Annotated in this window: 21 protein-coding genes and 1 pseudogene; 11 read left to right on the forward strand and 11 right to left on the reverse strand. The window is 63.6% G+C overall.

Features of this window, described 5'->3' with window-relative positions; all coding sequences use genetic code 11:
- Positions 1–16: 16 nt before the first annotated feature.
- Complete coding sequence (locus tag VGN46_RS03030; protein ID WP_331640482.1) at positions 17–787, reverse strand: DNA/RNA non-specific endonuclease; 771 nt, start codon at positions 785–787, stop codon at positions 17–19.
- 137 nt (positions 788–924) lie between these two features.
- Entirely contained in the window at positions 925–1827 is a 903-nt protein-coding gene (locus VGN46_RS03035; protein ID WP_331640484.1) for a LysR family transcriptional regulator, read from the reverse strand.
- 100 nt (positions 1828–1927) lie between these two features.
- On the opposite strand from VGN46_RS03035, the gene dkgB reads away from it, so the two are divergent.
- Entirely contained in the window at positions 1928–2734 is an 807-nt protein-coding gene (gene dkgB, locus VGN46_RS03040; protein WP_331640486.1) for a 2,5-didehydrogluconate reductase DkgB, read from the forward strand.
- 66 nt (positions 2735–2800) lie between these two features.
- Here dkgB and VGN46_RS03045 read toward each other — a convergent pair whose 3' ends face one another.
- Both VGN46_RS03045 and VGN46_RS03050 read right to left on the reverse strand, forming a co-directional pair.
- Positions 2801–4408, reverse strand: a complete 1608-nt coding sequence (locus tag VGN46_RS03045; protein WP_331640489.1) for an ATP-binding cassette domain-containing protein — start codon at positions 4406–4408, stop codon at positions 2801–2803.
- A 161-nt stretch (positions 4409–4569) separates the two neighbouring features.
- Positions 4570–4683, reverse strand: a pseudogene (locus VGN46_RS03050) (SDR family NAD(P)-dependent oxidoreductase); the annotation flags it as partial.
- Positions 4684–4843: 160 nt separating this feature from the next.
- On the opposite strand from VGN46_RS03050, the gene VGN46_RS03055 reads away from it, so the two are divergent.
- Positions 4844–5824: an NAD(P)H-quinone oxidoreductase gene (locus tag VGN46_RS03055; RefSeq protein WP_331640491.1), complete on the forward strand. Its 981-nt coding sequence runs from the start codon at positions 4844–4846 to the stop codon at positions 5822–5824.
- 43 nt (positions 5825–5867) lie between these two features.
- Here VGN46_RS03055 and VGN46_RS03060 read toward each other — a convergent pair whose 3' ends face one another.
- Complete coding sequence (locus tag VGN46_RS03060; RefSeq protein ID WP_331640493.1) at positions 5868–7445, reverse strand: PAS domain S-box protein; 1578 nt, start codon at positions 7443–7445, stop codon at positions 5868–5870.
- Positions 7446–7606: 161 nt separating this feature from the next.
- Here VGN46_RS03060 and VGN46_RS03065 point away from each other — a divergent pair, with 161 nt between their 5' ends.
- On the forward strand, positions 7607–7813 hold the full coding sequence (locus VGN46_RS03065; protein ID WP_331640495.1) for a dodecin: 207 nt from the start codon (positions 7607–7609) through the stop codon (positions 7811–7813).
- Here VGN46_RS03065 and VGN46_RS03070 read toward each other — a convergent pair.
- Positions 7800–8651, reverse strand: coding sequence for a helix-turn-helix transcriptional regulator (locus VGN46_RS03070; RefSeq protein ID WP_331640497.1), 852 nt, complete (start codon positions 8649–8651; stop codon positions 7800–7802). The genes VGN46_RS03065 and VGN46_RS03070 overlap by 14 nt on opposite strands.
- A gap of 100 nt (positions 8652–8751) precedes the next feature.
- On the opposite strand from VGN46_RS03070, the gene VGN46_RS03075 reads away from it, so the two are divergent.
- The 6 genes from VGN46_RS03075 (at position 8752) to VGN46_RS03100 (ending at position 16899) form a co-directional block, all read left to right on the forward strand.
- Positions 8752–9651, forward strand: a complete 900-nt coding sequence (locus tag VGN46_RS03075; protein WP_331640499.1) for an SDR family oxidoreductase — start codon at positions 8752–8754, stop codon at positions 9649–9651.
- A 144-nt stretch (positions 9652–9795) separates the two neighbouring features.
- Positions 9796–10788, forward strand: coding sequence for an alpha/beta hydrolase (locus VGN46_RS03080; protein WP_331640501.1), 993 nt, complete (start codon positions 9796–9798; stop codon positions 10786–10788).
- 195 nt (positions 10789–10983) lie between these two features.
- Positions 10984–11313, forward strand: coding sequence for a hypothetical protein (locus VGN46_RS03085; protein ID WP_331640503.1), 330 nt, complete (start codon positions 10984–10986; stop codon positions 11311–11313).
- A 68-nt stretch (positions 11314–11381) separates the two neighbouring features.
- The gene (locus VGN46_RS03090; RefSeq protein ID WP_331640505.1) at positions 11382–12656 is read left to right on the forward strand and encodes a TolC family protein; all 1275 of its coding nucleotides are present in this window, start codon (positions 11382–11384) and stop codon (positions 12654–12656) included.
- Positions 12653–13780 carry an efflux RND transporter periplasmic adaptor subunit gene (locus tag VGN46_RS03095; protein ID WP_331640508.1) on the forward strand — a complete coding sequence of 376 codons (1128 nt, stop codon included), beginning with the start codon at positions 12653–12655 and terminating at the stop codon, positions 13778–13780. The genes VGN46_RS03090 and VGN46_RS03095 overlap by 4 nt, the downstream gene beginning before the upstream one ends.
- Positions 13780–16899, forward strand: a complete 3120-nt coding sequence (locus VGN46_RS03100) for a CusA/CzcA family heavy metal efflux RND transporter (protein WP_331640510.1) — start codon at positions 13780–13782, stop codon at positions 16897–16899. Before VGN46_RS03095 ends, VGN46_RS03100 begins: the two co-directional genes overlap by 1 nt.
- Here the strand turns inward: VGN46_RS03100 and VGN46_RS03105 are convergent.
- Positions 16875–17321: a MarR family winged helix-turn-helix transcriptional regulator gene (locus tag VGN46_RS03105; protein ID WP_331640513.1), complete on the reverse strand. Its 447-nt coding sequence runs from the start codon at positions 17319–17321 to the stop codon at positions 16875–16877. The two genes, VGN46_RS03100 and VGN46_RS03105, sit on opposite strands and share 25 nt — an antisense overlap.
- A 115-nt stretch (positions 17322–17436) precedes the next feature.
- On the opposite strand from VGN46_RS03105, the gene VGN46_RS03110 reads away from it, so the two are divergent.
- Positions 17437–17808 carry a nuclear transport factor 2 family protein gene (locus tag VGN46_RS03110; protein WP_331640515.1) on the forward strand — a complete coding sequence of 124 codons (372 nt, stop codon included), beginning with the start codon at positions 17437–17439 and terminating at the stop codon, positions 17806–17808.
- A 114-nt stretch (positions 17809–17922) separates the two neighbouring features.
- Here the strand turns inward: VGN46_RS03110 and VGN46_RS03115 are convergent, their stop codons facing one another.
- The 4 genes from VGN46_RS03115 to VGN46_RS03130 all read right to left on the reverse strand — a co-directional run bounded on the left by VGN46_RS03115 (position 17923) and on the right by VGN46_RS03130 (position 21422).
- Positions 17923–18213, reverse strand: a complete 291-nt coding sequence (locus VGN46_RS03115) for a hypothetical protein (protein WP_331640517.1) — start codon at positions 18211–18213, stop codon at positions 17923–17925.
- Between the two features lie 114 nt (positions 18214–18327).
- Complete coding sequence (locus VGN46_RS03120) at positions 18328–19473, reverse strand: acyltransferase family protein (protein ID WP_331640519.1); 1146 nt, start codon at positions 19471–19473, stop codon at positions 18328–18330.
- 105 nt (positions 19474–19578) lie between these two features.
- Positions 19579–20319, reverse strand: coding sequence for a LytTR family DNA-binding domain-containing protein (locus VGN46_RS03125; RefSeq protein ID WP_331640522.1), 741 nt, complete (start codon positions 20317–20319; stop codon positions 19579–19581).
- The gene (locus VGN46_RS03130; RefSeq protein ID WP_331640524.1) at positions 20316–21422 is read right to left on the reverse strand and encodes a sensor histidine kinase; all 1107 of its coding nucleotides are present in this window, start codon (positions 21420–21422) and stop codon (positions 20316–20318) included. The genes VGN46_RS03125 and VGN46_RS03130 overlap by 4 nt, the downstream gene beginning before the upstream one ends.
- A gap of 168 nt (positions 21423–21590) precedes the next feature.
- Here VGN46_RS03130 and VGN46_RS03135 point away from each other — a divergent pair, with 168 nt between their 5' ends.
- Positions 21591–22127 (forward strand): carboxymuconolactone decarboxylase family protein, encoded by a 537-nt coding sequence (locus VGN46_RS03135; protein WP_331640527.1) that lies wholly within the window; start codon positions 21591–21593, stop codon positions 22125–22127.
- Positions 22128–22149: the final 22 nt, after the last annotated feature.

The following is a 22149-nucleotide window of genomic DNA, read 5'->3' on the forward strand; positions in this document are numbered from 1 at the left end:
GCGCGACCAACCCGCCTCAGTTCGGCAAAGGCAACGAAATCGGATTCGCCTTGATACTGGCACTCAACGCCGGAAACGGATCAATACCCGTTTCATCGCTGATGCTCTTGATCGACACCACCGTGCATACGGTCGCATCCACGTTCGTGCAGCGCCACGCTGCCGCACCACCCGCCGCCGGGTCGTAAATCGCCTTCCACGTATAGTTCGGCACGATCACCGCATCCGCACCGATCGTATCTGGCGTGGGGCCATCGAAACCGGGGCCGGTCACGACATAGATCTCGCCATCGTCGGACACCATGTTGCGCAGGCTCGTTTCGATCCGCTCCCACTTGCCGGTATTCAGGGTGTGGTTCTGCGGCACCATGTTCGCCAGCGAGAAGCTCTCGCGTTGCGCCGTGGCGTTCGGCTCATCGCCGCTGGGCGTCATGTGCCCACGGTCGTAACCGCTGCCTTTGTAATCGGCGAGTTGCGAGCGGTCCTCGGCGGGAATGCCGGTTTCAGCGTGGAATGCGTCTTTACGCGGGGTGTTCTGCGCATCGTTGATCTGCTGCGCGGTGAGGTGCTCAGCGGACCACAGCGGCCCCTTGGTGACACCCGACGCCGTGAGCGAGTAGGCGTCGAAACAAAGCACGGTAGTGCGTTCGGCGAGCGAGGTATCGATAAGATCCGGTGCTTGTGAGCCCTGGAACAACTGCGGGCAAGAAGTATCCGAAGCGTGTGCCGCGCCGGCGAGTACAAAGACAATAACGGCGCAGAAGGCGCGCGCATGGCGTTTGAACATGATGTGTTCCCCAAATGGACACGAAGTCCCCTGTTCGCGAGCCTGGTTATTCTTGCCGCGTAACGTGACGCATGCGGGACATACATGCCATGTGAAGTGCGACCACGGTCACGCTTCAGCGCTTATCCATCGTTCGTTCAGCGATAGAAGCCGTTTTCGCCTATGGTCTCGGCGAGATAATTTACGAAAGAGGCAATGCGCGCGGATATCGCGGTGTTGCGGTAGTACACCGCATTGATCGGCTGGCGATACTCGATATTCAGCTTCGGCAACACTTCGATCAGCGCCCCGGCGTGGCGGTCTTCCCATGTCATGAAGTCCGAGAGGCAGACGATGCCGTTACCACCGAGCGCGAGGTGGCGCAGCGTTTCGCCACTCGATGAAGCGATCGCTGGCTTGATGTGCATGGGCTGGCGCTGCGCATCGAGCAGTGGCCAGTCATTGAGCGACTCGGGCTCGGTGAATCCCAACAGCATGTGGCTATCGAGATCGGTCACCTTCTTTGGTACGCCCCTTTTTTCCAGATAAGCAGGGCTCGCGAGCAGCCGGACTCGGCTACTGCCGATGGGCTTGGCGTGGAGCGTGGAGTCCTTCAGGCGGCCAATCCGCAATGCCACATCGGTGCGTCGCTCCAGGAGATCGATATAGCCCTCGCTGGTATGCAGCTCGAGCTCGACATCGGGAAAGCGCTCACGATAACCCGCGACGAGCGGAGCCACGACATGCAACATGAAAGGCGTGGCGGCATCCACCCGCAGCCGACCCGCGGGGCGCGCGCGTCGCGTCGCCATGGCCTCTTCAGCGCCCTCCACCGACGCAATGATGTCACGCGCTCGTTCGAGGAAGGCCTCGCCTTCATCGGTCAGTTCGATCCGCCGCGTGGTCCGGCGGATCAGGGTGGTCTGCAGTTTCTGCTCCAGGCGGGCCAGCGTGCGGCTGGCTGCCGATACCGTCTGGTCGAGCTGCTGCGCGGCGCTGGTGATCGAACCTGCGTCGACCACGGCGATGAAGTTCTGGATCTCGTCGAGCGTAATGTTCATCGTTGCGTTCGCGGTAAATGTGATTCGCTTATACGCGGCTTTTTTGGCAAAGGTAAGCCCCGGAGAATTCGCCCATCGCCCCCTATTGAGGATTACGCGCATGGCCCTTCCCCGTTTTGGCCTCGGCACCTTCCGCCTGACCGGCAGCACTGTCATTGAAAGCGTCAGCATGGGTCTTGAGCTCGGCTACCGCGCCATCGATACCGCGCAGATCTACGGCAATGAAGCGGAGATCGGCAGCGCCATCGCAGCGTCCGGCGTGCCGCGCGACCAGCTTTACCTCACCACCAAAGTCTGGATTGACCACCACGCGCCGGACAAGCTCGCGGCGAGCCTGGCGGAAAGCCTCGCGAAGCTCCGCACCGACCGCGTGGACCTCGCCCTGATCCACTGGCCCGCACCCGGCCATGCCGTTCCGCTGGAACAGACGATCGAAGCACTCGCCGACGCGCGGGCCCGGGGCCTGGCACGCGCTATCGGCGTCAGCAACTTCAACATCGAGCAGACGCGTCGGGCTATTGGCGTCGTGGGAGAGGGTGGCCTCGCCACGAATCAGATCGAACTCAGCCCGTACCTGCAGAATCGCAAGCTCGTCGCCTTCCTGGAATCCCGTGGTATTCCGGTGACCTCGTACATGACCTTGGCCTACGGCAAGGTATTGACGGACCCGGTGCTGGCTCGTATCGCCCAGAAATATGAAGCCACCGTGGCGCAGGTCGCCCTCGCGTGGGCGCTGCAGATGGGCTACGCCGTGATTCCGTCTTCCACCCGCCGCGAGAATCTCGCAAGCAATCTGTTGGCAAAGGATCTCGAGCTCGCCTACGAGGATATGGCCGCGATCGGAATGCTTGAGCGGAACGGCCGCGAGGTGGATCCTGAAGGCCTCGCGCCGGAGTGGGATGACTGAGCCCAACCTCCGGGCGCAGACCGCTTGAGCTTCCGCGGAGTCTCTTCCGTGGCGTGCGAACTTGCCTTACGCCGTGTCAAATTTCCAGCCGGCGGCGCTTGCTCCGAAGTGATGGGTGAGGTTGAGTTCGCTGAGGAACGCAGCGTCGTGCGATACCACGAGAAGGGCGCCTGGGTATTCGCGGAGCATGCGTTCAACGGCCTGCACGGATGCGAGATCAAGATGATTCGTCGGCTCGTCCAGGAGCAGCAGCTGCGCGGGGGGCGTGGACAGCACGGCGAGGGCGAGTGCCGCTTTCAGGCGTTCGCCACCGCTGAGTTCCCCGGTCGGACGCTTGACTAGTGAGGTTTCGAGCCCGAGCAGGGCAAGGCGGGTTCGCAGCTCGCCTTCGGCAACCCCAGGGGCGGCGTCCATGAGTTGATCAAGGATCGTGCGCGCGGCGTCGAGTTGTGAGAGGCGTTGGTCGAGGCGCGCGAAAGGGACGTAGACCTCTGCGATGCCTGCCGCGGGAGCGACTTCGCCTGCAAGCACCTTGAGCAGGGTAGATTTACCGCTCCCATTCGGTCCGACGATGCCCATGCGCTGCGAACCTGAGATCGTGAGGTCGACGCTGCGCAGATGAACCGGACCCCAGGGAAGCACGACGTTCGAAAGCCGCGCGACTCGCCCCTCTGTGGCCCCTACGCCCGGCGCGCGCAGTACGACCTGGGTACTCGGACCCACCCGGTCAGCCGCGTGGCGCGTGCGCTCGTTGAGTTGCTCACGCTGCAGTGTCTGCTGCGCGCGAAACTTGCCCGCGCTCGCCTCACCTTGCTCCTTTCGCCGCCCAAGCAGGATAGGCGCCTGGTTCGCGGTCTTGCCGGCACGCTCGCCGCGGGCGCTGCGGCGAGCCTGGCGCTCGCTGAGCTCACGCAGCGCTCGCTCACCGCGGCTTCGCTCCGCTTTGGCGCTGGCGAGTTCGCGTAACGCGGCACCGTTCTCTTCCGCTTTCTGCGCCGCGTACGCGTCATAGCCCCCACCAAATGAGCGTAGTCCATCGGGGCCGAGCTCCAGTATCCGCGTCATGTCGTTGAGCAGCGTGCGATCGTGGCTGATGACGAGCAGGCCGCCTCGCCACGCCTTGAACCATGCCATCAACGCCGCGCGATGCACGCCGTCGAGATGATTGGTGGGTTCGTCGAGGATGAGGTAGTCAGCATCCGCCAGTCGTGCGCCGAGTAGCGCGACGCGCATAGCCTCGCCGCCGCTCAGTTGCGAGGCGGGTGTGTCTTCCGCCAGATGCGATAGCCCCATACCCGTGAGTGCGTCTGCAAGGCGCTCACGCATATCCCAGCGCGTACCTACGGTGTCGAAATCAGCGCCGTCAACGCTACCCGCTTCGATCCGGGACAATGCAAGAAGCACGGCGTCCACACCCGCCAGCGAGGCGACGGTGCCCTCGCCTGGATCGGACTGCTGCGCAAGGTAATACACGCCAGCCTGGCCGCGGCAAACACCTGACGTTGGAGGCAGCACCCCGGCGCATACCTGCCCGAGCACGGATTTACCCACGCCGTTACCGCCCACGAGGCCCGTAGGGCGCGCGTCGAGGCTTTCAAACAGGTCGCGAAAGAGAACCCTGCCATCGGGCAGGACGAACGAGACGCCTTCCAGCGTCAGGAGAGAGGGGGTCATCGATATCACCTGGCATGCCGCGCACTCCCCGCATGAATGACGGGGCGGGAGGAGGGCTGGCCGTCTCGAGGGACGGCGGCATTACTGGCGCATCGGATGCACACCCAGGCAGGACGGAAGGTGGGCGCATTGTAGCGCGCCCACCTGAACAGCTGTCAGCTACGCGCGCCGACGACCACACTGGTCCCTTCGGCGGCAAACAGCCTGGCGGTGGCACGGCCGATGCCGGAACTGGCACCGGTGACGAGGGCAACCTTATCGGTAAGACGGGACATGGCGGATCTCCGGGTGGGATGGATGATGGAGATACGATGCGCCGGATCCGGGGGATTGCCGTTCCATGTGCCGAATGGGAACGTTCGATCCCGTCGAACATGACGCCATGCATGCGAAAATCGGCGCAAGCTAGGCGCTTCCCTGCACTTGGCGACACACATGCGAGCCATCGCCTTCAACGAATTTGGCGCGGCATCGGTGCTCCAGCTCACCGAACTCCCCGAACCGGCCGTCCGGCCACACGATCTGCTGGTGCGCGTGCGCGCCGCGGGCGTCAACCGGGCGGATGTGCTGCACCGCCAGGGCCACTACGGTCGTTCGGACTTCGGCGACTCCTCCCTGATGGGGCTGGAGATCGCGGGTGAGGTTGTCGCGATGGGCAACGAGGTCCGCCAGTGGCGGCTTGGCGACCGGGTGATGGGGATCGTGGGCGGCGGTGCCTACGCGGAGTTCGCGCGCATGGACTACCGCATGGCCATGGCGATCCCCGGCCGGGTGGACTACGTGCAGGCGGCGGCGATTCCCGAGGTCTTCGTGACCGCGCACGAGGCGCTTGTCCATCTTGGCCGCCTGGTGACCGGTGAGAGCGTACTGATCCATGCCGCGGCCAGCGGTGTGGGTTCGGCTGCGGTGCAACTGGCGAAAGCCTGCGGTGCGCGCGTCTTCGCGACCGCGAAGGCCGCCAAGCTGGCGCGGGTGCGCGAGCTTGGCGCCGATGTCGGCATCGACTACACCAGTACCGACTTCGCACAGGCGGTGCAGGAGGCTACCGATGGCAACGGCGTCGATCTGATCATCGACTTCGTCGGCGCGGATTACTTCGACCGCAATCTGGCATCGCTCGATTTCGGTGGGCGTCTCGTGCAAGTGGGTTTGTTAGGTGGTAGTGAGCCGCAGGTACTGGATCTGAAGCGCCTTCTCTATCGGCACCTGCATATCTTCGGCACGGTGATGAAGTCCCGGCCGCAGGCGGAGAAGCAAGCGATGACGAAACGTTTTCGTGATACCTGGCTGGATCACTTCGCGAACGGTGAGCTTCAACCCGTCGTGGATAGCGTGTTTCCATTAGCGCAGGCGGCTGAGGCGCATGAGCGGATGGAGAGTAACGAGAGCGTGGGGAAGATTGTGCTTACGCCTTGAGCGGAGCGGGATCGCGCGCGAGCGCGCTCCTACAGCGGGCGCGCTAGTGTGCGATGGCGCGCTCGATAGCGTCGGCGAGGTTCTGCCGGTCGAACGGTTTGCCGAGGCGTATGAGGCCAGGGACGTCGTCCATCGCCTCTTCGGCATAGCCGGTGGCTAATACGATCGGCAAGCCCGGGCGTGCCGCGCGGGCGGCCAGGGCGACATCGGCGCCGGTTAGCCGGGGCATGGCGTAGTCGGTCAACAGCAGGTCGAAATGATCCGTGCCCTGCAGCACCTCGATCGCGCGTGCGCCGGAAGACGCCGCGGTCACGGCGTGGCCCATGTCCTCAAGCAAGGCCTTCAACGTGGAGAGGACCAGTACGTCGTCATCCACGGCGAGGATACGCAGTGTGCCCATGGGTGCGCTGTGCGTAGCGACAGCAACGGGTGGCGTGGGCGCGTGCGTCGCTTGTTCACACAGCTCAGTGGTCGGCAGCCAGATATCCGCGCGTGTGCCAACGGCGACCTGGCTGCGCAAGACCAGGCGTCCGCACGATTGCGCGGCCAGCCCCTGCACCATCGAAAGGCCCAGACCCGTGCCCTTGCCGATATCCTTCGTGGTGAAGAACGGATCCATCGCGCGGGCGAGGGTACGTTCGTCCATACCCGGCCCGTGATCGATCACGGCCACGCGGACGTAGCGGCCGTCGGCAAGGCCCGGCACATCCGAATGCGGGGCGTTTACGAGATCGGCTTCGATCGAGATACGGCCGCCTTCATCGCCATAGGCGTCGCGCGCGTTTACCACCAGGTTGAGTACTGCCAGCTCCAGTTGGTGGGGGTCGACCACCACGCGATCCAACTGGAAGGCGAAGCGCGTAGCGAGCTGGAAGCGCGCACCGAGCGCCCCATCGATCAGCTCGGACATGCCGTGGACAAGATCGACGACATCGACCACCTGCGGCTTCAGCTCTTGCTTGCGGGCAAAGGCCAGCATGCGCTGGGAAAGGTTTTTGCCGCGGATCACGCCGGACTGGGCGATGCCGATCAGGTTCTGCACCCGTGTGTCATCGGGCAGGTGGCGCCCGAGCAGGTCGAGCGAACTCTGGATCGCCATGAGCAGGTTATTGAAGTCGTGCGCCATACCGCCGGTGAGCTGGCCGATGGCTTCCATTTTCTGCGACTGAAACAAGGCCTCGCGAGCTTCCTCCAGTTGTGTCGCGGCCTGGCGCTGCTCGGTGACATCGCGGGTGACCTTGGCAAAGCCCACGAGCTGCCCCTGGTCATCAAGGATGCGATCGATGACGACGTGCGCCCAGAACCGGCTGCCATCCTTGCGGACACGCCATCCCTCGGCTTCGACGCGACCCTCGGTCGCCGCCCGGTGCAGGTTGTGCTCGGGTTCCTGCGTAGCCCGGTCGGCCTCCGTGTAGAACTCACGATAGTGGTGGCCGATAATTTCGGCAGGGGCGTAGCCCTTGATCCGCTGCGCACCGGAATTCCAGCTGGCGACCCGGCCGTGTGGGGTGATCATATAGATGGCGTAATCGGCGACGCCTTCCACCAGCAGGCGGAACTGCGTATCGCTCTGGCCCAGCGACACCGCGCTGGCCGGATTCTGCTGTTGCCCCTCGCTCATACCACCCCACCCTGTGCAAACGCCATGGAGCATGGACCGCCAGCGGGTGATACGCCAGCCCCGTGGCCCGGAACGTCATCACGTTGGTTTGACGGACCAGCCTCACGTTGTTGCAACATCGTCTGGCTCATCGTCAACATTCCTTCACAGAGGGTGCTGCTATGTCCGACCACGTTTACAAAACTGTCGAGCTCACCGGTTCCTCGCCCGATGGCGTCGACGCGGCCGTCCGCTGTGCGATCGAGCGTGCCTCGCGCACCATTCGCGATATCCGCTGGTTCAAGGTCACCGAGACCCGCGGCTACGTCGAGGAGGGCAAGGTCGCCCACTGGCAAGTGACCCTTAAGGTGGGTTTCACCCTGGAATAGCCAGCCCTGCGGGGTCCGGCTTTTCGACCAGCCGGCGCACCGCTTCGGTGGTCTCCGCCGTGCTGGGGTTGTAAATCATCAGGGTGAGATCGGGCCGACCCTCCACGGCGAAGGTCGAGAACTCCAGTTCGATCGGTCCCAGCACGGGGTGGTGCAACCGCTTCAATCCATCGCCGTGACTGGCGATATCGTTGTTGCGCCAGAGCGCTTCAAATTCCGGGCTGTTACCCGAGAGTTCTTCGACGAGCTGGGTAATCTCCGCGGTGGCGCCGGCGCGCGCGGCATCGGCGCGGAACGAGGCCACCACGAACTGCGCCACACGCAGCCAGTCGTCCTGCGCCACGCGTACGCGCGGGTTTAAGAACATCAGGCGGAGGATGTTCCGGCTCTCGCGCGGCAGCGTCGAATAATCCGTCAACACCGTCGCCGCGGCGCGGTTCCATGCGACCACATCCCAAGTGGCCGTGCGCAGGATCGCGGGGCTGGTCGGCAGGGCATCGAGGACGCGCTGCAGGCGCGGCGTGATCCCCTCTGGCTCCTTGTAACGCGGCTCCGGCGGATGGCCCAACGCCAGGATGAACATGTGCTCGCGTTCGAACTCGGTGAGCATGAGGCCGCTGGCCAGGCGGTTGAGCACATCGGTCGATGGCGCGCCGCCACGGCCCTGCTCTAGCCACGTATACCAGGTAGGGCTGATGTTCGAGCGTTGTGCGACTTCTTCGCGGCGCAGGCCGGGGGTGCGTCGGCGCCCCGGAGCGAAACCGAACGTCACCGGATCCAGGCGCGCGCGCCGGTCGCGGAGGAAGTGGCCTAGAGCGTTGCCGAGATCGATGGGCATGGGCGAGCCGGGTGGTCCTTATAACAGGATAGCGTCACTACTTTAACAGGGTAGTCCGCGTCGCCAGACTGGACAACCGTTACCCACTGGAGCGTCATCCATGCGTATTTTCCTCACCGGTGCCACCGGGTTTATCGGCTCCCGCATCGTTCCCCAACTCCTCGCCGCCGGCCATCAGGTGCTGGGCATGACGCGCTCTGAGTCAGGCGCGACCTGGCTGGCCAAGGCGGGTGCCGAAGCACACCACGCCACCCTCGAAGACCTGGATGGCATCCGCGCAGGCGCCGCCAACGCCGATGCCGTCATCCACACCGCCTTCGACCACGACTTCTCCCACTTCGTTGCGAACTGCGAGAAGGATCGCAGCGTCATCACCGCGCTGGGCTCGGTGCTCAAAGGCTCGCAGCGTCCACTGCTCATCACCTCAGGGACCGGCCTCGGCCAAGGTGGCGGCCAGGGGCTCGCCACCGAGGATGTCGTCAACTTCGCGCACCCGAACCCGCGCGTCGCTTCGGAGCAAGCCGGTCAGGCGCTGCTGGAGGCGGGTGTGAATGTCTCGGTGATGCGCCTGCCCCAGGTGCACGACACGAAGCGGCAGGGCCTGATTTCCCCGTTCATCGATATCTCGCGGGAGAAAGGCCTGGTCGGTTATCTGGGCGAGGGCAGCAACCGCTGGCCGGCGGCGCATGTCGATGACGTTGCGCGGGCGTATGTGCTTGCCGTGGAACGCGCTGAAGCGGGCGCGCGCTATAACGCGGTCGACGAAGAAGGTGTGCGTGTGCGAGACATTGCCACGGTCGTGGCCGCCGGCCTGAATCTCCCGCTGAAGTCACTCACACCGGAGCAAGCGCAGGCCCACTTCGGCTGGCTCGGCATGTTCGCCGGTCTCGACCTCAGCGCATCGAGCAAACTCACCCGCGAACGCCTCGGCTGGACTCCGACCGGCCCGAGCCTGCTCGACGACCTGCGCAACATGGATTACACGGTCGCCGCGGCCTGATCGACCCGTCTGTGCCCCGGTATGCCCCGGCACGCCCTGCTGGCCGCCATGAATTTGCCAGCAGTCGGGGCCAAGGTGGGCGCTGCCGCCTCCTGCCGCTAGGCCGGTGGCCCGTCGTGCGCACCCATCAATGGGGAAGACATCATGAACAAGGCAACATGGATCGGCCTGGTCGCCACGCTTCTGCTACCGACCGGCGCTTTCGCGTACACCACCGGTAGCGGTGGCCTGGTCAATGTGCAGAACCGTCCCTGGGAGCCTGCGGCACCGGGCGTGCAAACGTCACTGTGGCCCGAAGGCATGAAGATCGCTGCGCCCGCCTACCCGGGCCCCGAGGTGTTCGGCACCAGCAAGGGCAAGATCGCCGACCAGTCGATCACCATGGTCGAGCACGTCTCCCGGCCCACGATGACGGTGTATCCCGCGAAGGGTACGAACACCGGCGTCGCGATGGTCGTGTTTCCAGGCGGTGGTTACCGCGTCCTGGCGATCGATCTGGAAGGCACTGAGGTCTGCGATTGGGTGACGGCGAAAGGCATCACCTGCGTGGTCGTGAAGTACCGCGTGCCCGGTTCCGGTCCGTACTGGAATGATGAATGTAACTGCCGGCGTGATCCGAAAGAGCCGATGGCGCTGCAGGATGCGCAGCGTGCCATCAGCCTGTTGCGTGAAAACGCTGCAAAGTATGGCGTCGACCCGAACAAGATCGGCGTGATCGGTTTTTCCGCGGGCGGACGCATGGTCGCTGATACGAGCAACCATCCGAAACGTAGCTACAAACCCGTTGACGCGGCCGATAAGCAGAGCGTGCGGCCCGACTTCGCCATCGCACTCTACCCGGGGCACCTCTGGACCGAGCCGGGTCTTACGCTGGATCCCGGCGTGAAGATCGATCCCCATGCGCCGCCGACGCTCATCATTCAGGCGGAGAACGACCCGACCGATGATGTGCGTGAATCGCTGACTTATTTCCTTGCATTGAAGAAGGCCGATATCCCCACGGAAATGCATCTCTACGCGAAGGGTGGCCATGCCTTCGGTCTGAGGCCTACGGAAAATCCCATTACAGGGTGGCCGGCATTGGCGGAGACGTGGATGGGTACGATTGGGATGCTGGTCGCTCCGGCGAAGCCGTGACGCAAGGTCCATCGCGCGCAAGCGCGCTCCTACAGGGCATGGTAGGAGCGCGCTTGCGCGCGATGGGCCGCCCAAACGGTGAACGACGGCGCGACGCGTGATTGTCTAACATCACCCAACACCCCTACGCTCCGACCCATGCATGCCCCCGCCGCCAGTTTCCTCCAGCGCTTACGCCTCCACCGGGGCGCGTGGATGCTTGTGGCCCTGGCCATGCTGATCAAGTTCGCGGCATCGACGGCATGCCTGCTCGACGATCCGGGCAATTTCGTGGGCACCAGCCATGCGGGCGCCACCAGCGAGGCCGCATGGGCCGCCGCGGTTACGAACGATAGCCAGGGTGATGAATCCTGCATACTCGGCGAGCCGGGCGGTTGCCACTGCGCCTGCGCCCACGCCGTCACCCTGCCTGCCACATCCTTCGATACCGTCGCCAGCGTGCTCCTGCCTGGCATCGAGACCCACGCACCGGTCGCGCCTTCCTTGCGTCCCACCGCATCGCCCTTGCGGCCGCCGATCGCCTAAGCACTCGCCATGGCGCATCGCTGCTTCGGCAGCGGTGCGGATCGCTTGTGTCTTAGGAGAACCCCACCATGTTCGTTTTACGTGCAGCGCCGCTGGGCGCCCTGTGCGTGTTGCTCGTCGTCTCCGCCATGGGCCAGCCCGCCACGGCCGGGACGTCATCGTTGCCCGTACCGCCGCCCGCCTTGCAGGCGGCGATCCGCGACCTGTGGGGAAAGAACCCGCAGATCCAGGCCGCCGAAGCCAACCTTCGCGCCGCCCACGAGCGTGCGCGGGCCGCTGCCCAACCCGTGTACAACCCATCGCTGCAGCTCGACGGTGAGAACGCCGACGTCGACCGCCGTACCGCAGGTGCCAGCCTCACGCTCGATGTGTTCGGCAAGCGCAAGGCGCGCGCGACACAAGGTGACGCCGAGGTGCGCGCACAAGAAGCCGCCTTTGTCGTGGAACGCCGCGATGTCGCGCACGACTGGTTGAAGGCGTGGTCCGGTGTCGCACTGACGCGCGAGCAGATCGCGCTGGGCCAACGTCGCCTCGAGCTGATGCGCCGCTTCGATACGCTCGCTGGTCAACGCCTCAAGGTCGGCGACATCAGCAGTACCGAGCGCGACCTTGCCGGCCTCGCGCTGGGTGAGGCGCAGATCCAGCAGGCATCGCTGGACGCCCAGCAGGCCGAAGCCCTTGCGGCGCTGGCCGCGCTCGGCGGCGAAGTGGAAGGCGCATTGCCCGATTTACCGCAGGACCTTCCACCCCTCGCCGCCACGATCGTTCCTGCGCTCGCCGCCGATCGCCCCGAGCTTCGCCAGGCCCAGGCCGAACAGGAGCGTGCGGATGCCGCGGTGACCGTGGCCGATCGCAACCGCCGGCCGGACCCGACCATCAGCCTGACCGGTGGCCAGGTACGTAGTGGCCCGCGTACCGATCGTGTCGTCGGGGTCAGCGTCTCCATGCCGATCCCGTTACGTAACAGCGGGCGCTATGACGTCAGCGCGGCGCGCGCGGACGCCGACGCGGCTTATGCCTCGCGCCGTGCGACCGAGCTGCGTTCCAATGCCCGGATCAAGCAGGCGCAATCGACCTATGCCGCGATGCGCGCGGCCAGCGAAGGCTTCCGCCAGGGTCGTGCCGGCGCCTTCGATGAGCGCGCCGCCCTGCTCGACAAGCTGTGGCAGGCCGGCGAGATCAGTACCTCCGACTACCTCATCCAGCTCAAGCAGAGCCTGGACACCGCCCTCTCCGGTATCGCCCTCGAAAGCCAGACCTGGCAGGCGTGGTTCGACTACCTCGCCGCCGCCGGCCGCCTCACCGAGTGGGTGGACGGCAACTCCAAGGAAGCCTCGCCATGATTCGTAAATCCTTTTGTATGACCGCCATGGCTGCCGCCGGGGTGATGACGCTTGCCCTACTGGCACCGGTGGCCCTCGCCGATCAGGCGGAAAAGCCCGCCGAAGCCGCAGGCAGCAACCCACTGGTGCTCGACGCCGCGGCGATCAAGGAAGCCGGGATCACCGTCAGCAACGCGGCCGTCCGCACATTGACCGATCAGGTGCGCGCACCGGGCGAAGTGCGGGTCGATGCGTATTCCACCGCGTTGGTCTCACCGCGAGTGGCTTCGCAGGTCGTGGCCCGCAAGGTGAAGTTAGGCGATGTCGTCAAAGCCGACCAACCGCTGGTCGTGCTCTCCAGCGTCGACGTGGCGGAAACCCAGGGCCAGTTGATCGTAGCGAGCCAGGACTGGTCACGCGTGGCATCGCTCGGGGCACAAGCAGTCTCCGCCCGCCGTTATAACGAAGCACTGGTCCAGCGCGACCAGGCCAGGGCGAAGCTGAAGGCCTACGGCCTCTCGGACGGACAGATCAACCGCCTCGTGAAGCGCGGCTCATCAGCGGCGGATGGCAGTTTCGAATTGCTGGCACCGCAGGCCGGGCGGGTGACCACGGACGACTTCATGGTCGGTGAACGCATCGAGCCGGGCCGGGCGTTGTTCACGATCGTCGCCGAGTCCTCGGTATGGGTCGAGGCCCGCCTTGCCCCCGCCGTGGCGGAACAGGTGCAGCCAGGCGCGGCCGTGACCGTGATCGCGCATGGCAGCGAACTCAAGGGTAGCGTGATCCAGCGCTCGCACCAGACCGACGAGAAAACCCGAACGGTCAACGTACGCATCCAGGTACCGAACGAGCACGACCTCCTGCACGCCGGTGAACTGGTCGAAGCGCGTATCGGCATCGCGTCACAGACGCAGCAGCTGGCCGTGCCCGCGGAAGCGATCGTGCTTCTGCAGAACCAGGCCACGGTTTTCGTACGCGGGAAGCAAGCCGGCCAGTTCGAGCCGGTATCGGTGGATGTCGGCGAGACCCGCGACGGCTGGACTGAAGTGAAGCAAGGCCTCAAGGCCGGTACCCCGTATGTGAGCAAGGGTGCGTTCGCGCTCAAGGCACGCATGCTTCGTTCTCAGCTGGGAGAAGAGTGATGCTGGAACGTCTTGTCGCCTTATCGCTGAAGTACAAGGTCCTGGTCGTCATTGTATTCGCCGTGATCGCTGCGCTGGGCTACCAGGCCGTACGCACGCTACCGATCGACGCCTTTCCCGACGTCACGCCGGTGCAGGTCAACATCTATACCGAGGCCTCGGGGCTTGCCGCCGAGGATGTCGAGCAACTACTGACCACGCCGGTGGAATCGGCCCTTGCCGGCCTGCCCAAGGTGCAGGAGATCCGCTCGGTCAGCCTGTTTGGCTTGTCCTATGTCGCTGTTTACTTCGACGATGACATGGACATTTACTTCGCGCGGCAGCTCGTCAATGAGCGGCTCCAGCAAGTCGGTGATCGTCTGCCCGCCGGTTACGGCAAGCCGGAAATGGGCCCGAATACGTCCGGACTCGGCCAGGTGTTCTGGTACACGGTGGAGCGCGCCGATGAGAAACTGAAGAACGCGCCATCGGACATGGACCTGCGCACGCTGCAGGACTGGACCGTGCGCCTGATCCTGCGCACCGCGCCCGGGGTTGACGACGTCACTTCCTGGGGCGGCCAGCAGAAGCAGTATCAGGTCCGCATCGACCCGATGCGCCTGATCGCGCATAACCTGGGCTTCAAGGACGTGATCCAGGCGCTCGAGGCCAACAACGCGCAGGTTGGCGGCAACTTCATCGATGTGGGGCGCGAGCAATACCTCGTCCGTGGGCTCGGCCTGGTCAAAAACGGTAAGGACATCGGCAACATCGTCCTGAAGTCCGAAGACGGCACGCCGATCTACGTCCGTGATGTCGCGACCGTGGCCGAGGCTGGCGCTCCGCGTACGGGCGCCGTCACCCGCGATGGCAAGGAAGTGGTGATGGGCCAGGCGCTGGCCCGCATCGGTGAGAACGCGAAAAGCGTGGTCGATGCGGTCAAGGCCAAGCTCGATACGGTGAAGCAGGCCCTTCCCGAAGGAACCGTCGTGAAGCCGGTGTACGAACGCACTGATCTGGTCAACGCCGCGGTCGGTACTGCCGTGCGTGCGTTGATCGAAGGCTCGATCCTTGTCGCCCTGGTGCTGTTCCTCTTCCTGGGCGAACTGCGCAGCGCCCTGGTCGTGGTCGTGACATTGCCGCTGGCCATGCTGATCGCGTTCATCTGCATGGACCAGGTGGGACTTTCCGCGAACCTGATGTCGCTGGCCGGCCTGGCGATCGGTATCGGCATGATGGTCGACGGCGCCGTGGTCATGGTCGAGAACGCCTTCCGCATCATGGCGGAGAAGAAGGCGCACGGTGAGGAGGTCGACAAGACGGCGGCGGTCCTTCAAGCCGCCCGCGAGGTGGCCAGCCCCATCGCCTTCGCGATCCTGATCATCATCGTGGTCTTCCTGCCTCTGTTCAGTCTGCAGGGGTTGGAAGGCAAGATGTTCAAGCCGATGGCCTTCAACATCAGCTTCGCCATGGCCGGTTCGCTGCTGTTGGCATTGACACTGATCCCGGTCCTTGCCGCCGTGATCCTCAAGCCCAAGGAGGAGAAGGACACGCGTCTTGTTGCCTACCTGAAACGCGGCTACGCCCGTCTCCTTGCCTGGGCGCTGGGTCACCGCAAATCGGTCATCGGTATCGCCGCCGCCGCGCTGGTCGGCGCGCTCGCGTTGTTCCCCTTCCTCGGCAAGGAGTTCATGCCCAACCTCCGCGAGGGTGCCATCATGTGGCGCATCACGTCGATTCCATCGGCTTCGCTCGACGAATCGATCGACATCTCGAAGCGCGTGGCCGACCGCATCAAGGCGAAGTTTCCCGAAGTGGATACCACCCTCGCCATGATCGGCCGTGCCGAGAAGGGCGAAACCGCCGACGTGAATTACATGGAGGTCTACACGCCACTCAAGCCGAAGGACCAGTGGCGCAATGGCGAAACGGTCGAGACCCTCCAGGAGGCCATGCAGCGCGAGCTGAGTGCGATTCTGCCCACGGCAGTGGTCAGCTATACCCAGCCGATCCAGATGCGTATCGAGGAGTTGATTTCAGGTGTTCGGGCCACGCTGGCGCTGAAGATCTACGGCGATGACCTGGGTGAACTCGATCGGCTCAGCGCCCGGGTCAAGGACGTGCTGGCTGGCGTGCCCGGTGTGGCGGACCTTGCCCTGGAAGCGAATATTGGCAAGCCACAGATCCGCATCGAGGTGGATCGGGACGCATTGGCGCGTTACGGACTGAACGCCGAAGACATCCTCACCGTGGTGCGCAATGGCATCGGTGGGGAGCCCGTCAGTACCCTGCTGGATGGAGTGAAGCGTTTCGACATGACAGTCCGGTTGAATGATGCCAACAAGGCGTCGGTCCAGGATGTCGAGCGCATTCCGGTCAGTACGCCCTCGGGCGCCCTGGTCCAGTTGTCCCAGGTCGCGAAGGTGAGCACCGGCGAAGGGTACTCCTTCATCCGCCGCGAACAGTTGCAGCGTTACGCAGTGATCCAGATGGATGTACGCGGCCGTGATATCGATGGCTTCGTGCAGGATGCCAATGCCGCCATCGCAAAGGCGGTGAAGATGCCCACCGGCTACTACACCGAATGGGGCGGTGCGTTCGCGAACCAGCAACGTGCGTTGAAGCGCCTGGCGATCATCGTTCCCGCCACGATCTTCTTCATATTCGTCCTGCTGTATACGGCATTCAATTCGGTGCGCTACGCGGCGTTGATCCTCGCCAACGTGCCGTTTGCCACCATCGGCGGTATCGTCGGGTTGTTCATCACCGGCCAGTACCTGTCGGTACCTTCAGCCATCGGCTTTATCGCGGTATTTGGCGTGGCGATGCTCAACGGCATCGTGCTCGTCAGTTTCCTCAATGAACAGCAACAGGCGGGATTGGGTGTCCGCGAGGCGGTGGTCCGTGGTACCGCGCTACGCCTTCGCCCGGTGCTGATGACGGCAAGCGTGGCGATCCTCGGGCTCGTGCCGATGCTGTTATCCATTGGCGTAGGCGCGGAAACCCAACGACCCCTCGCCACCGTAGTGGTAGGCGGTTTGATCACGTCGACCCTGCTGACCCTGGTGTTGTTGCCTGTGCTGTATGACTGGATGGAACAGAGACGAAAACGCCGTCAGGGTTCCGTGCCGGTCATCTGATCGAGGTTCGCGATCACGCGCTTCAACATGTCGATGAACTGGGCGGCTTCCGCATCCGAGAAGCCGTCCAGTGCTTCGCGATTACCTGCGAACAGGGTCGTCGTCGCTTTGGGCAAGCGTTGCTTCGCCATCCTGGTCAGCGTGACAAGGCTGCTACGGCCATCCGCCGGATCGGGCCTTCGCTCGATCAGGCCATCCCGTTCCATGCGCACCAACATCTGCGCCATCGGTGGCTGCTCCACCTTGGCGAAGCGGGCCAGGTCGCGTTGCGTGTTCGCCTTGCCGTTCTGTAGCGCTACAAGAATAGGCACGTGACCCACGCCGAAACCGAGGGGCTTCAACCGTGCCTCGCTCAGCCGCGCAAAGCCGCGCGCCGCAAGGCTGATGAGGTGCCCGGGGGTCGAAAGCACATCTTCATTCATTCAAAGCACCGCTTGACGAGGAGATATATATGTACATATATATCAACACGAGGCATCGGGCAAGGCTGTGGAGTACCCAGTCAATCCCTGATGCCACCCCCGCCGAGGACACACCATGTCAAGCAACGACATCCCGATGATCGAACGCATGTACATCGACTTTAACGCCCGAAATATCGACGGCGTACTCGCCGTGCTAGCCGACGATGTCGCCTGGGCCAACGGCATGGATGGCGGCCACGTCCACGGCCGCGAAGCCGTACGCGAGTACTGGACGCGTCAGTGGTCCCTGGTGAGCCCCCACGTCGAGCCCGTCGGGTTCAAACTAGAGGACAGTGAAGTGGCCGTCGAAGTCGTACAAACGATCCGCGATCTCAGTGGCCAGCCTCTCGAAGGTCAGGATCACGGCCTTAAGGACAAGACGGTGATCCATGTTTTTCATCTGGCCGGTGGCAAGATCAACCGATTCGATATACGCGAAGCATAGTCGAACGCCTACAAGCGAACGATTTACCGCTTCCATTAGCCAGATCGACTTGGGGATCACCGACTGAGGTTTATTGATCGGTGGCCGCGCCCTGCGCGCGACCACCGATGAGACTTACTTCGCTTCGGGAACGAGGTTCGCGAGCTTGCCCTTCTTGTCGAACTGGCAGGTGAAGTTCTTCTTGCCATCCATGCCCGCATCGGCGATGCCGGCGATCGAGTAGCCGGAATCGGCAGCCTGGATCGGCTGGAGCTGGATGTAATCGTTCTTCACGTCAAATTTCTTCGCCGCGGAATCCAGGCACTTGGTGGTCAGCTTGCCCGGATCGGGGCGATCGGACGCGGCGGCATGCGAGGCGACGACAAGGCCGAGGGCAGCCGCAAGCAGCAGGGCAGATTGGCGCATGGGGTTTATCTCCGTACGGGGCACTAGGCCAGGGTTGGCCCGTTTGAGCATGCCTCCCGATTCCTTGCCGGAAAATGAACCGAATGCCGCGAGCCTGAATGCTTCCCTCAGCGTTCACACGCTTGTGCGTCTCGCGAACCGTGCGACGCGGCTGGCTTTGGCTTTCATTCCGAAAGCGAAGCGGAATACGGGTACTCGCCGTATGACGCCCTCGTATAAAGCAAAACACGCGCCCATGCTGAGAAGTAGCACGACCGCATACTTGACCCACGGCGTCCATGTGTACTGGATCACGTAATACCCGATCGTGACGATCACTGTTTGGTGAAGGATATAAACCGGATAGCTGGCATCGCGCGCCCAGACCAGCAACGGATTGGCGAACGATAGGTAACGGTAGCCATAGCCCAGGAAAATCATCATCCATAGCCAGGTGAAGATGTTGCTACCTACATGGTCGGCGATCGAATCATGGGCAATCACGCCGGTGATCAACGCACCCATCAGCGCTACGACCACGACCAAACCTGACGCTAGCGACCACCGGCGAACGTCGGATATCCATTTCCAGATACCCGGCACCGAGGCCATGAGATAGCCGTGCACCGTCAGGAGCAGGTAGTGATTGAAGGTGTACCAGTCGCTGACGAGGGTATGTGACTCTGGATACAGTGATTTGAGCAGGGCTTCGTTGATGCCTAGCGGGATCCCAAGAAGGAAGAGCCACATACCCGGCACGATGCGCCGCTCAATCCGCTTCCACCAGAGCATGGCGGGAAGCAGCGCGAGTACATACACGTAGAGGTAAGCAATGAACCACAGGTGGTGCCAGCTGAAATCACCGGCTGGGTAGGGGCGGAACTGAAGCACTCGTGCTACATAGAATCCCAGGTAGTTCCCGCTCCATTGCCCATGCAGCAGCCGCTCGAAGTAGATCTGCGGTGGCACGATCAGGAACATGCCAATCACCAGCGGCAACAATAGCTTGGTTGTGCGCTCGCGCAGGAATCGCCCCGCACTTCGCCGCTGCAGCGCGAACCACATGCCGGCACCCGCGATGACGAACAACAACGGCATGCGCAGGCGATGCGCGATGTCCATGGGCCACGCCAGCGCAGGGATAGTTTCACTGTTGACGACGTGCCAGCCCCAGCCGACGAAGATCATGCCGGTGTGGAAGAAGAACAGCACGAAGATGGCTATGACGCGGAGCCAGTCCAGGAAGTCGTAACGTTCTTGCGAAGCGTGATTGGCAAGCATGGCCGGGAAGGTCCTCTCTCGATCGTGAGAGTGAAATTGCCTGGACGTGAGCCGGCTCGCACCGTTTATGGGGTAAGCGGAGACATCCGCGTGGCGACGCGGACGTTACCGCCCCATACGATCAAAGCATTCATCGCGGTAGCGTCGGCTGAGCCGCAGGACACGGCCCGTGCGGAGAAGGATCTCGTAGTCGCCCTTAAACAGCGGCGACAGCGATCCGATGGCCTGGATGTTCACCGCCGTCGATCGATGGATGCGGGCGAAGCGAGCCTCGCCGAGCTGGGACACGAGATCCTGCAAGGTGCGTCTCACGAGATACCTGCGGTTGCCGACGTGCACGTGAACATAGTTATCGTCGGCTTCGAGCCAGTCGATACGGGCGGCCTCGATCAACACCAGCTGCTCGCCGTCCGGGACCAGGAGGCGATCGCACGGGATGCCTGGCGATCGCCCTGCAGCGACCGCGGCGGCACCCGATGCGCGAGCCTTCACTCGCTCCCTGACCCGCTCGATGGTGCGGATGAACCGTTCGTGGTCGTACGGCTTGAGCAGGTAATCCACCGCGTTGAGCTCGAAAGCCTTTACTGCATGCTCGTCGAACGCAGTGACGAACACGATCCATGGCGCACCCGCAGGTTCAAGTTGCGCTGCGACCTCGAGACCCGAGAGCATCGGCATCTGTACATCAAGGAAGACCACGTCAGGGCGGAGCTGTTCGATGCATTGCGCTGCGGATAGTCCGTCCTCTGCCGCGCTGACGACGACCATGTCTGCCTGGTCTGCCAGCCAGCGCGCGAGTTTCTCGCGGGCGGGGGCCTCGTCATCGGCAATCACGACGCGGATCACGGCAGGGCCCTCGCCAACGGCAGCGAGACGTGTGACTCGACGCCTTCGCCCGCGTTGCGGACCGTCAATGACGCCGCATCACCGTAGATGATCCGCAGCCGATCACGGCAGTTGCGCAGCCCGACGCCGTCGCCATGCCCCTCTGCCAGCGTGGAACCCGAATTGCTTACCGTGACTTCGAGCGATCCGGCGTTGACTCGGGTGCTGATGCGTACACGGACGGGAGCGACGGTTCGCTCGACGCCATGCTTGAACACGTTTTCGAGCAGGGGTTGTAGAAGCAACGAAGGAACCGGCGTTGCGGCGAGCGCCGGGTCGATCTGCCAGTCGAGCGTGACGCGATTGCGGAAGCGCTCGCGCATGACCTCGGCGTATAGCGACAACGCGTGGATCTCTTCGCCTAGCGGCGTCATCTCGTTACCAGGGTTCCGGAGGCTGATACGCAGCAGGTCGCCCAGCGCCGCGACCATGTGATCCGCGCGGGCGACATCGGTTTGCATCAGCGCTGAGACGGTATTGAGCGCGTTAAACAGGAAGTGCGGCCGAAGCTGGCCCTGGAGTTGCGCGAGCTGTGCTTCCGCCAGCGCACGTTGCGTCGCCAGCAGGCGATGCCGCTGGTGTTGCCATTGCGCGTACGAATCGATGCCGAACAGGATGCCAAGCCAGAGACCAGCGAATAGCGACAGCTTGATGCTCTCGTAGACCATCGCGAACGCCCAGCTGGGATGCTCGTAGGTCAGGCCTTGCGCGGCGTAAACCCCATCCCGTATCGCGTATACCGCGACCACGAAGGTGATGGCCACGAGCGGTAGCCAGCGCAGGTACTTACCGAACCAGACCAGCGGCCGGTCCAGATAAGGCGCGTAACGGCCGCACACCCTGACGGCAAGCCACATCCAGCCGCTGGCGACCAACGCCGAGCTTCCCTCCCACAGCACGGGCTCCCACCACTGGATGCGCGGGTTGCGCAGGGCATCCTGGGCAGAGACGCAGATCATGAGTAACCAGAAGGCGACCCATAGTGCGGCGAGGGTCCGTGGGGGGAAGATCGCACCGATGTTGGCTGAGGTATCCGGGGCGGAGGGTGTGGGTGGTGGGCTCATCGTGGGCGAGTGTATCCGTGGCCGCGGCGTGCGGCGCTGACTATGTGGCGAGCGGGACGGTGGTTCTTGTTGAGTCGATCTGGCATGAAATACGTCCATTGGAGCATTCATCATCTCTATCCTGGCTCGTAAATTACGTCTCACCCCAACCGAGCAAGGATCCACGCCATGTCACGTCTCATCACGCCGCCGATCGAATCCGCTACCGGTGCCACCGCAGAGATTTATGCCCAGATCAAGAAGACCATCGGTAGTGTCCCCAACACATTCGCCGCGATCGGCGCCCACGGTCCCGCCGCGCTGAAGGTGATCCTGGAGGCGGACGGCGTGCTGGCCGCCGGTAGCCTGAGCAGGCAGGATCAGGAAACTATCAAGCTGGTCGTCAGTGGCGCCGTCGGCTGTGACTACTGCGTCGCCGCGCACAGCTTGCTGGGCAAGATGAGCGGTTTGAAGCCGGATTCGCTGAAGCACATTCGCGCCGTCGAAGCGACGGGTGACGCCAAGCGCGATGCCCTGGTTCGCTTCGTGCACCTCCTGACGACGACGGTTGGCACGCTCAGCGATGACGAGGTGCAGGCCATCCGGCGTGTGGGTTACACCGATGAACAACTGGTCGACATCAGCCTTGCGATCGCGGTGACCGCCTTCACCAACGTCTTTAACCGCATCAATGACACCGCGGTCGATTTCCCCGCGGTCAACTGATCGGCTCCCTTCGCATCGAAGA

This window comes from Luteibacter sp. (assembly GCF_036500425.1).
In the GTDB taxonomy this organism is placed as follows: Bacteria; Pseudomonadota; Gammaproteobacteria; order Xanthomonadales; family Rhodanobacteraceae; genus Luteibacter.

Excerpts from the sequence above, each read along its gene's own strand:
- VGN46_RS03030 (WP_331640482.1), bottom strand. The coding sequence starts at position 787 with ATGTTCAAACGCCATGCGCGCGCCTTCTGCGCCGTTATTGTCTTTGTA.
- VGN46_RS03035 (WP_331640484.1), bottom strand. The coding sequence starts at position 1,827 with ATGAACATTACGCTCGACGAGATCCAGAACTTCATCGCCGTGGTCGAC.
- dkgB (WP_331640486.1), top strand. The coding sequence starts at position 1,928 with ATGGCCCTTCCCCGTTTTGGCCTCGGCACCTTCCGCCTGACCGGCAGC.
- VGN46_RS03045 (WP_331640489.1), bottom strand. The coding sequence starts at position 4,408 with ATGACCCCCTCTCTCCTGACGCTGGAAGGCGTCTCGTTCGTCCTGCCC.
- VGN46_RS03055 (WP_331640491.1), top strand. The coding sequence starts at position 4,844 with ATGCGAGCCATCGCCTTCAACGAATTTGGCGCGGCATCGGTGCTCCAG.
- VGN46_RS03060 (WP_331640493.1), bottom strand. The coding sequence starts at position 7,445 with ATGAGCGAGGGGCAACAGCAGAATCCGGCCAGCGCGGTGTCGCTGGGC.
- VGN46_RS03065 (WP_331640495.1), top strand. The coding sequence starts at position 7,607 with ATGTCCGACCACGTTTACAAAACTGTCGAGCTCACCGGTTCCTCGCCC.
- VGN46_RS03070 (WP_331640497.1), bottom strand. The coding sequence starts at position 8,651 with ATGCCCATCGATCTCGGCAACGCTCTAGGCCACTTCCTCCGCGACCGG.
- VGN46_RS03075 (WP_331640499.1), top strand. The coding sequence starts at position 8,752 with ATGCGTATTTTCCTCACCGGTGCCACCGGGTTTATCGGCTCCCGCATC.
- VGN46_RS03080 (WP_331640501.1), top strand. The coding sequence starts at position 9,796 with ATGAACAAGGCAACATGGATCGGCCTGGTCGCCACGCTTCTGCTACCG.
- VGN46_RS03085 (WP_331640503.1), top strand. The coding sequence starts at position 10,984 with ATGCTTGTGGCCCTGGCCATGCTGATCAAGTTCGCGGCATCGACGGCA.
- VGN46_RS03090 (WP_331640505.1), top strand. The coding sequence starts at position 11,382 with ATGTTCGTTTTACGTGCAGCGCCGCTGGGCGCCCTGTGCGTGTTGCTC.
- VGN46_RS03095 (WP_331640508.1), top strand. The coding sequence starts at position 12,653 with ATGATTCGTAAATCCTTTTGTATGACCGCCATGGCTGCCGCCGGGGTG.
- VGN46_RS03100 (WP_331640510.1), top strand. The coding sequence starts at position 13,780 with ATGCTGGAACGTCTTGTCGCCTTATCGCTGAAGTACAAGGTCCTGGTC.
- VGN46_RS03105 (WP_331640513.1), bottom strand. The coding sequence starts at position 17,321 with ATGAATGAAGATGTGCTTTCGACCCCCGGGCACCTCATCAGCCTTGCG.
- VGN46_RS03110 (WP_331640515.1), top strand. The coding sequence starts at position 17,437 with ATGTCAAGCAACGACATCCCGATGATCGAACGCATGTACATCGACTTT.
- VGN46_RS03115 (WP_331640517.1), bottom strand. The coding sequence starts at position 18,213 with ATGCGCCAATCTGCCCTGCTGCTTGCGGCTGCCCTCGGCCTTGTCGTC.
- VGN46_RS03120 (WP_331640519.1), bottom strand. The coding sequence starts at position 19,473 with ATGCTTGCCAATCACGCTTCGCAAGAACGTTACGACTTCCTGGACTGG.
- VGN46_RS03130 (WP_331640524.1), bottom strand. The coding sequence starts at position 21,422 with ATGAGCCCACCACCCACACCCTCCGCCCCGGATACCTCAGCCAACATC.
- VGN46_RS03135 (WP_331640527.1), top strand. The coding sequence starts at position 21,591 with ATGTCACGTCTCATCACGCCGCCGATCGAATCCGCTACCGGTGCCACC.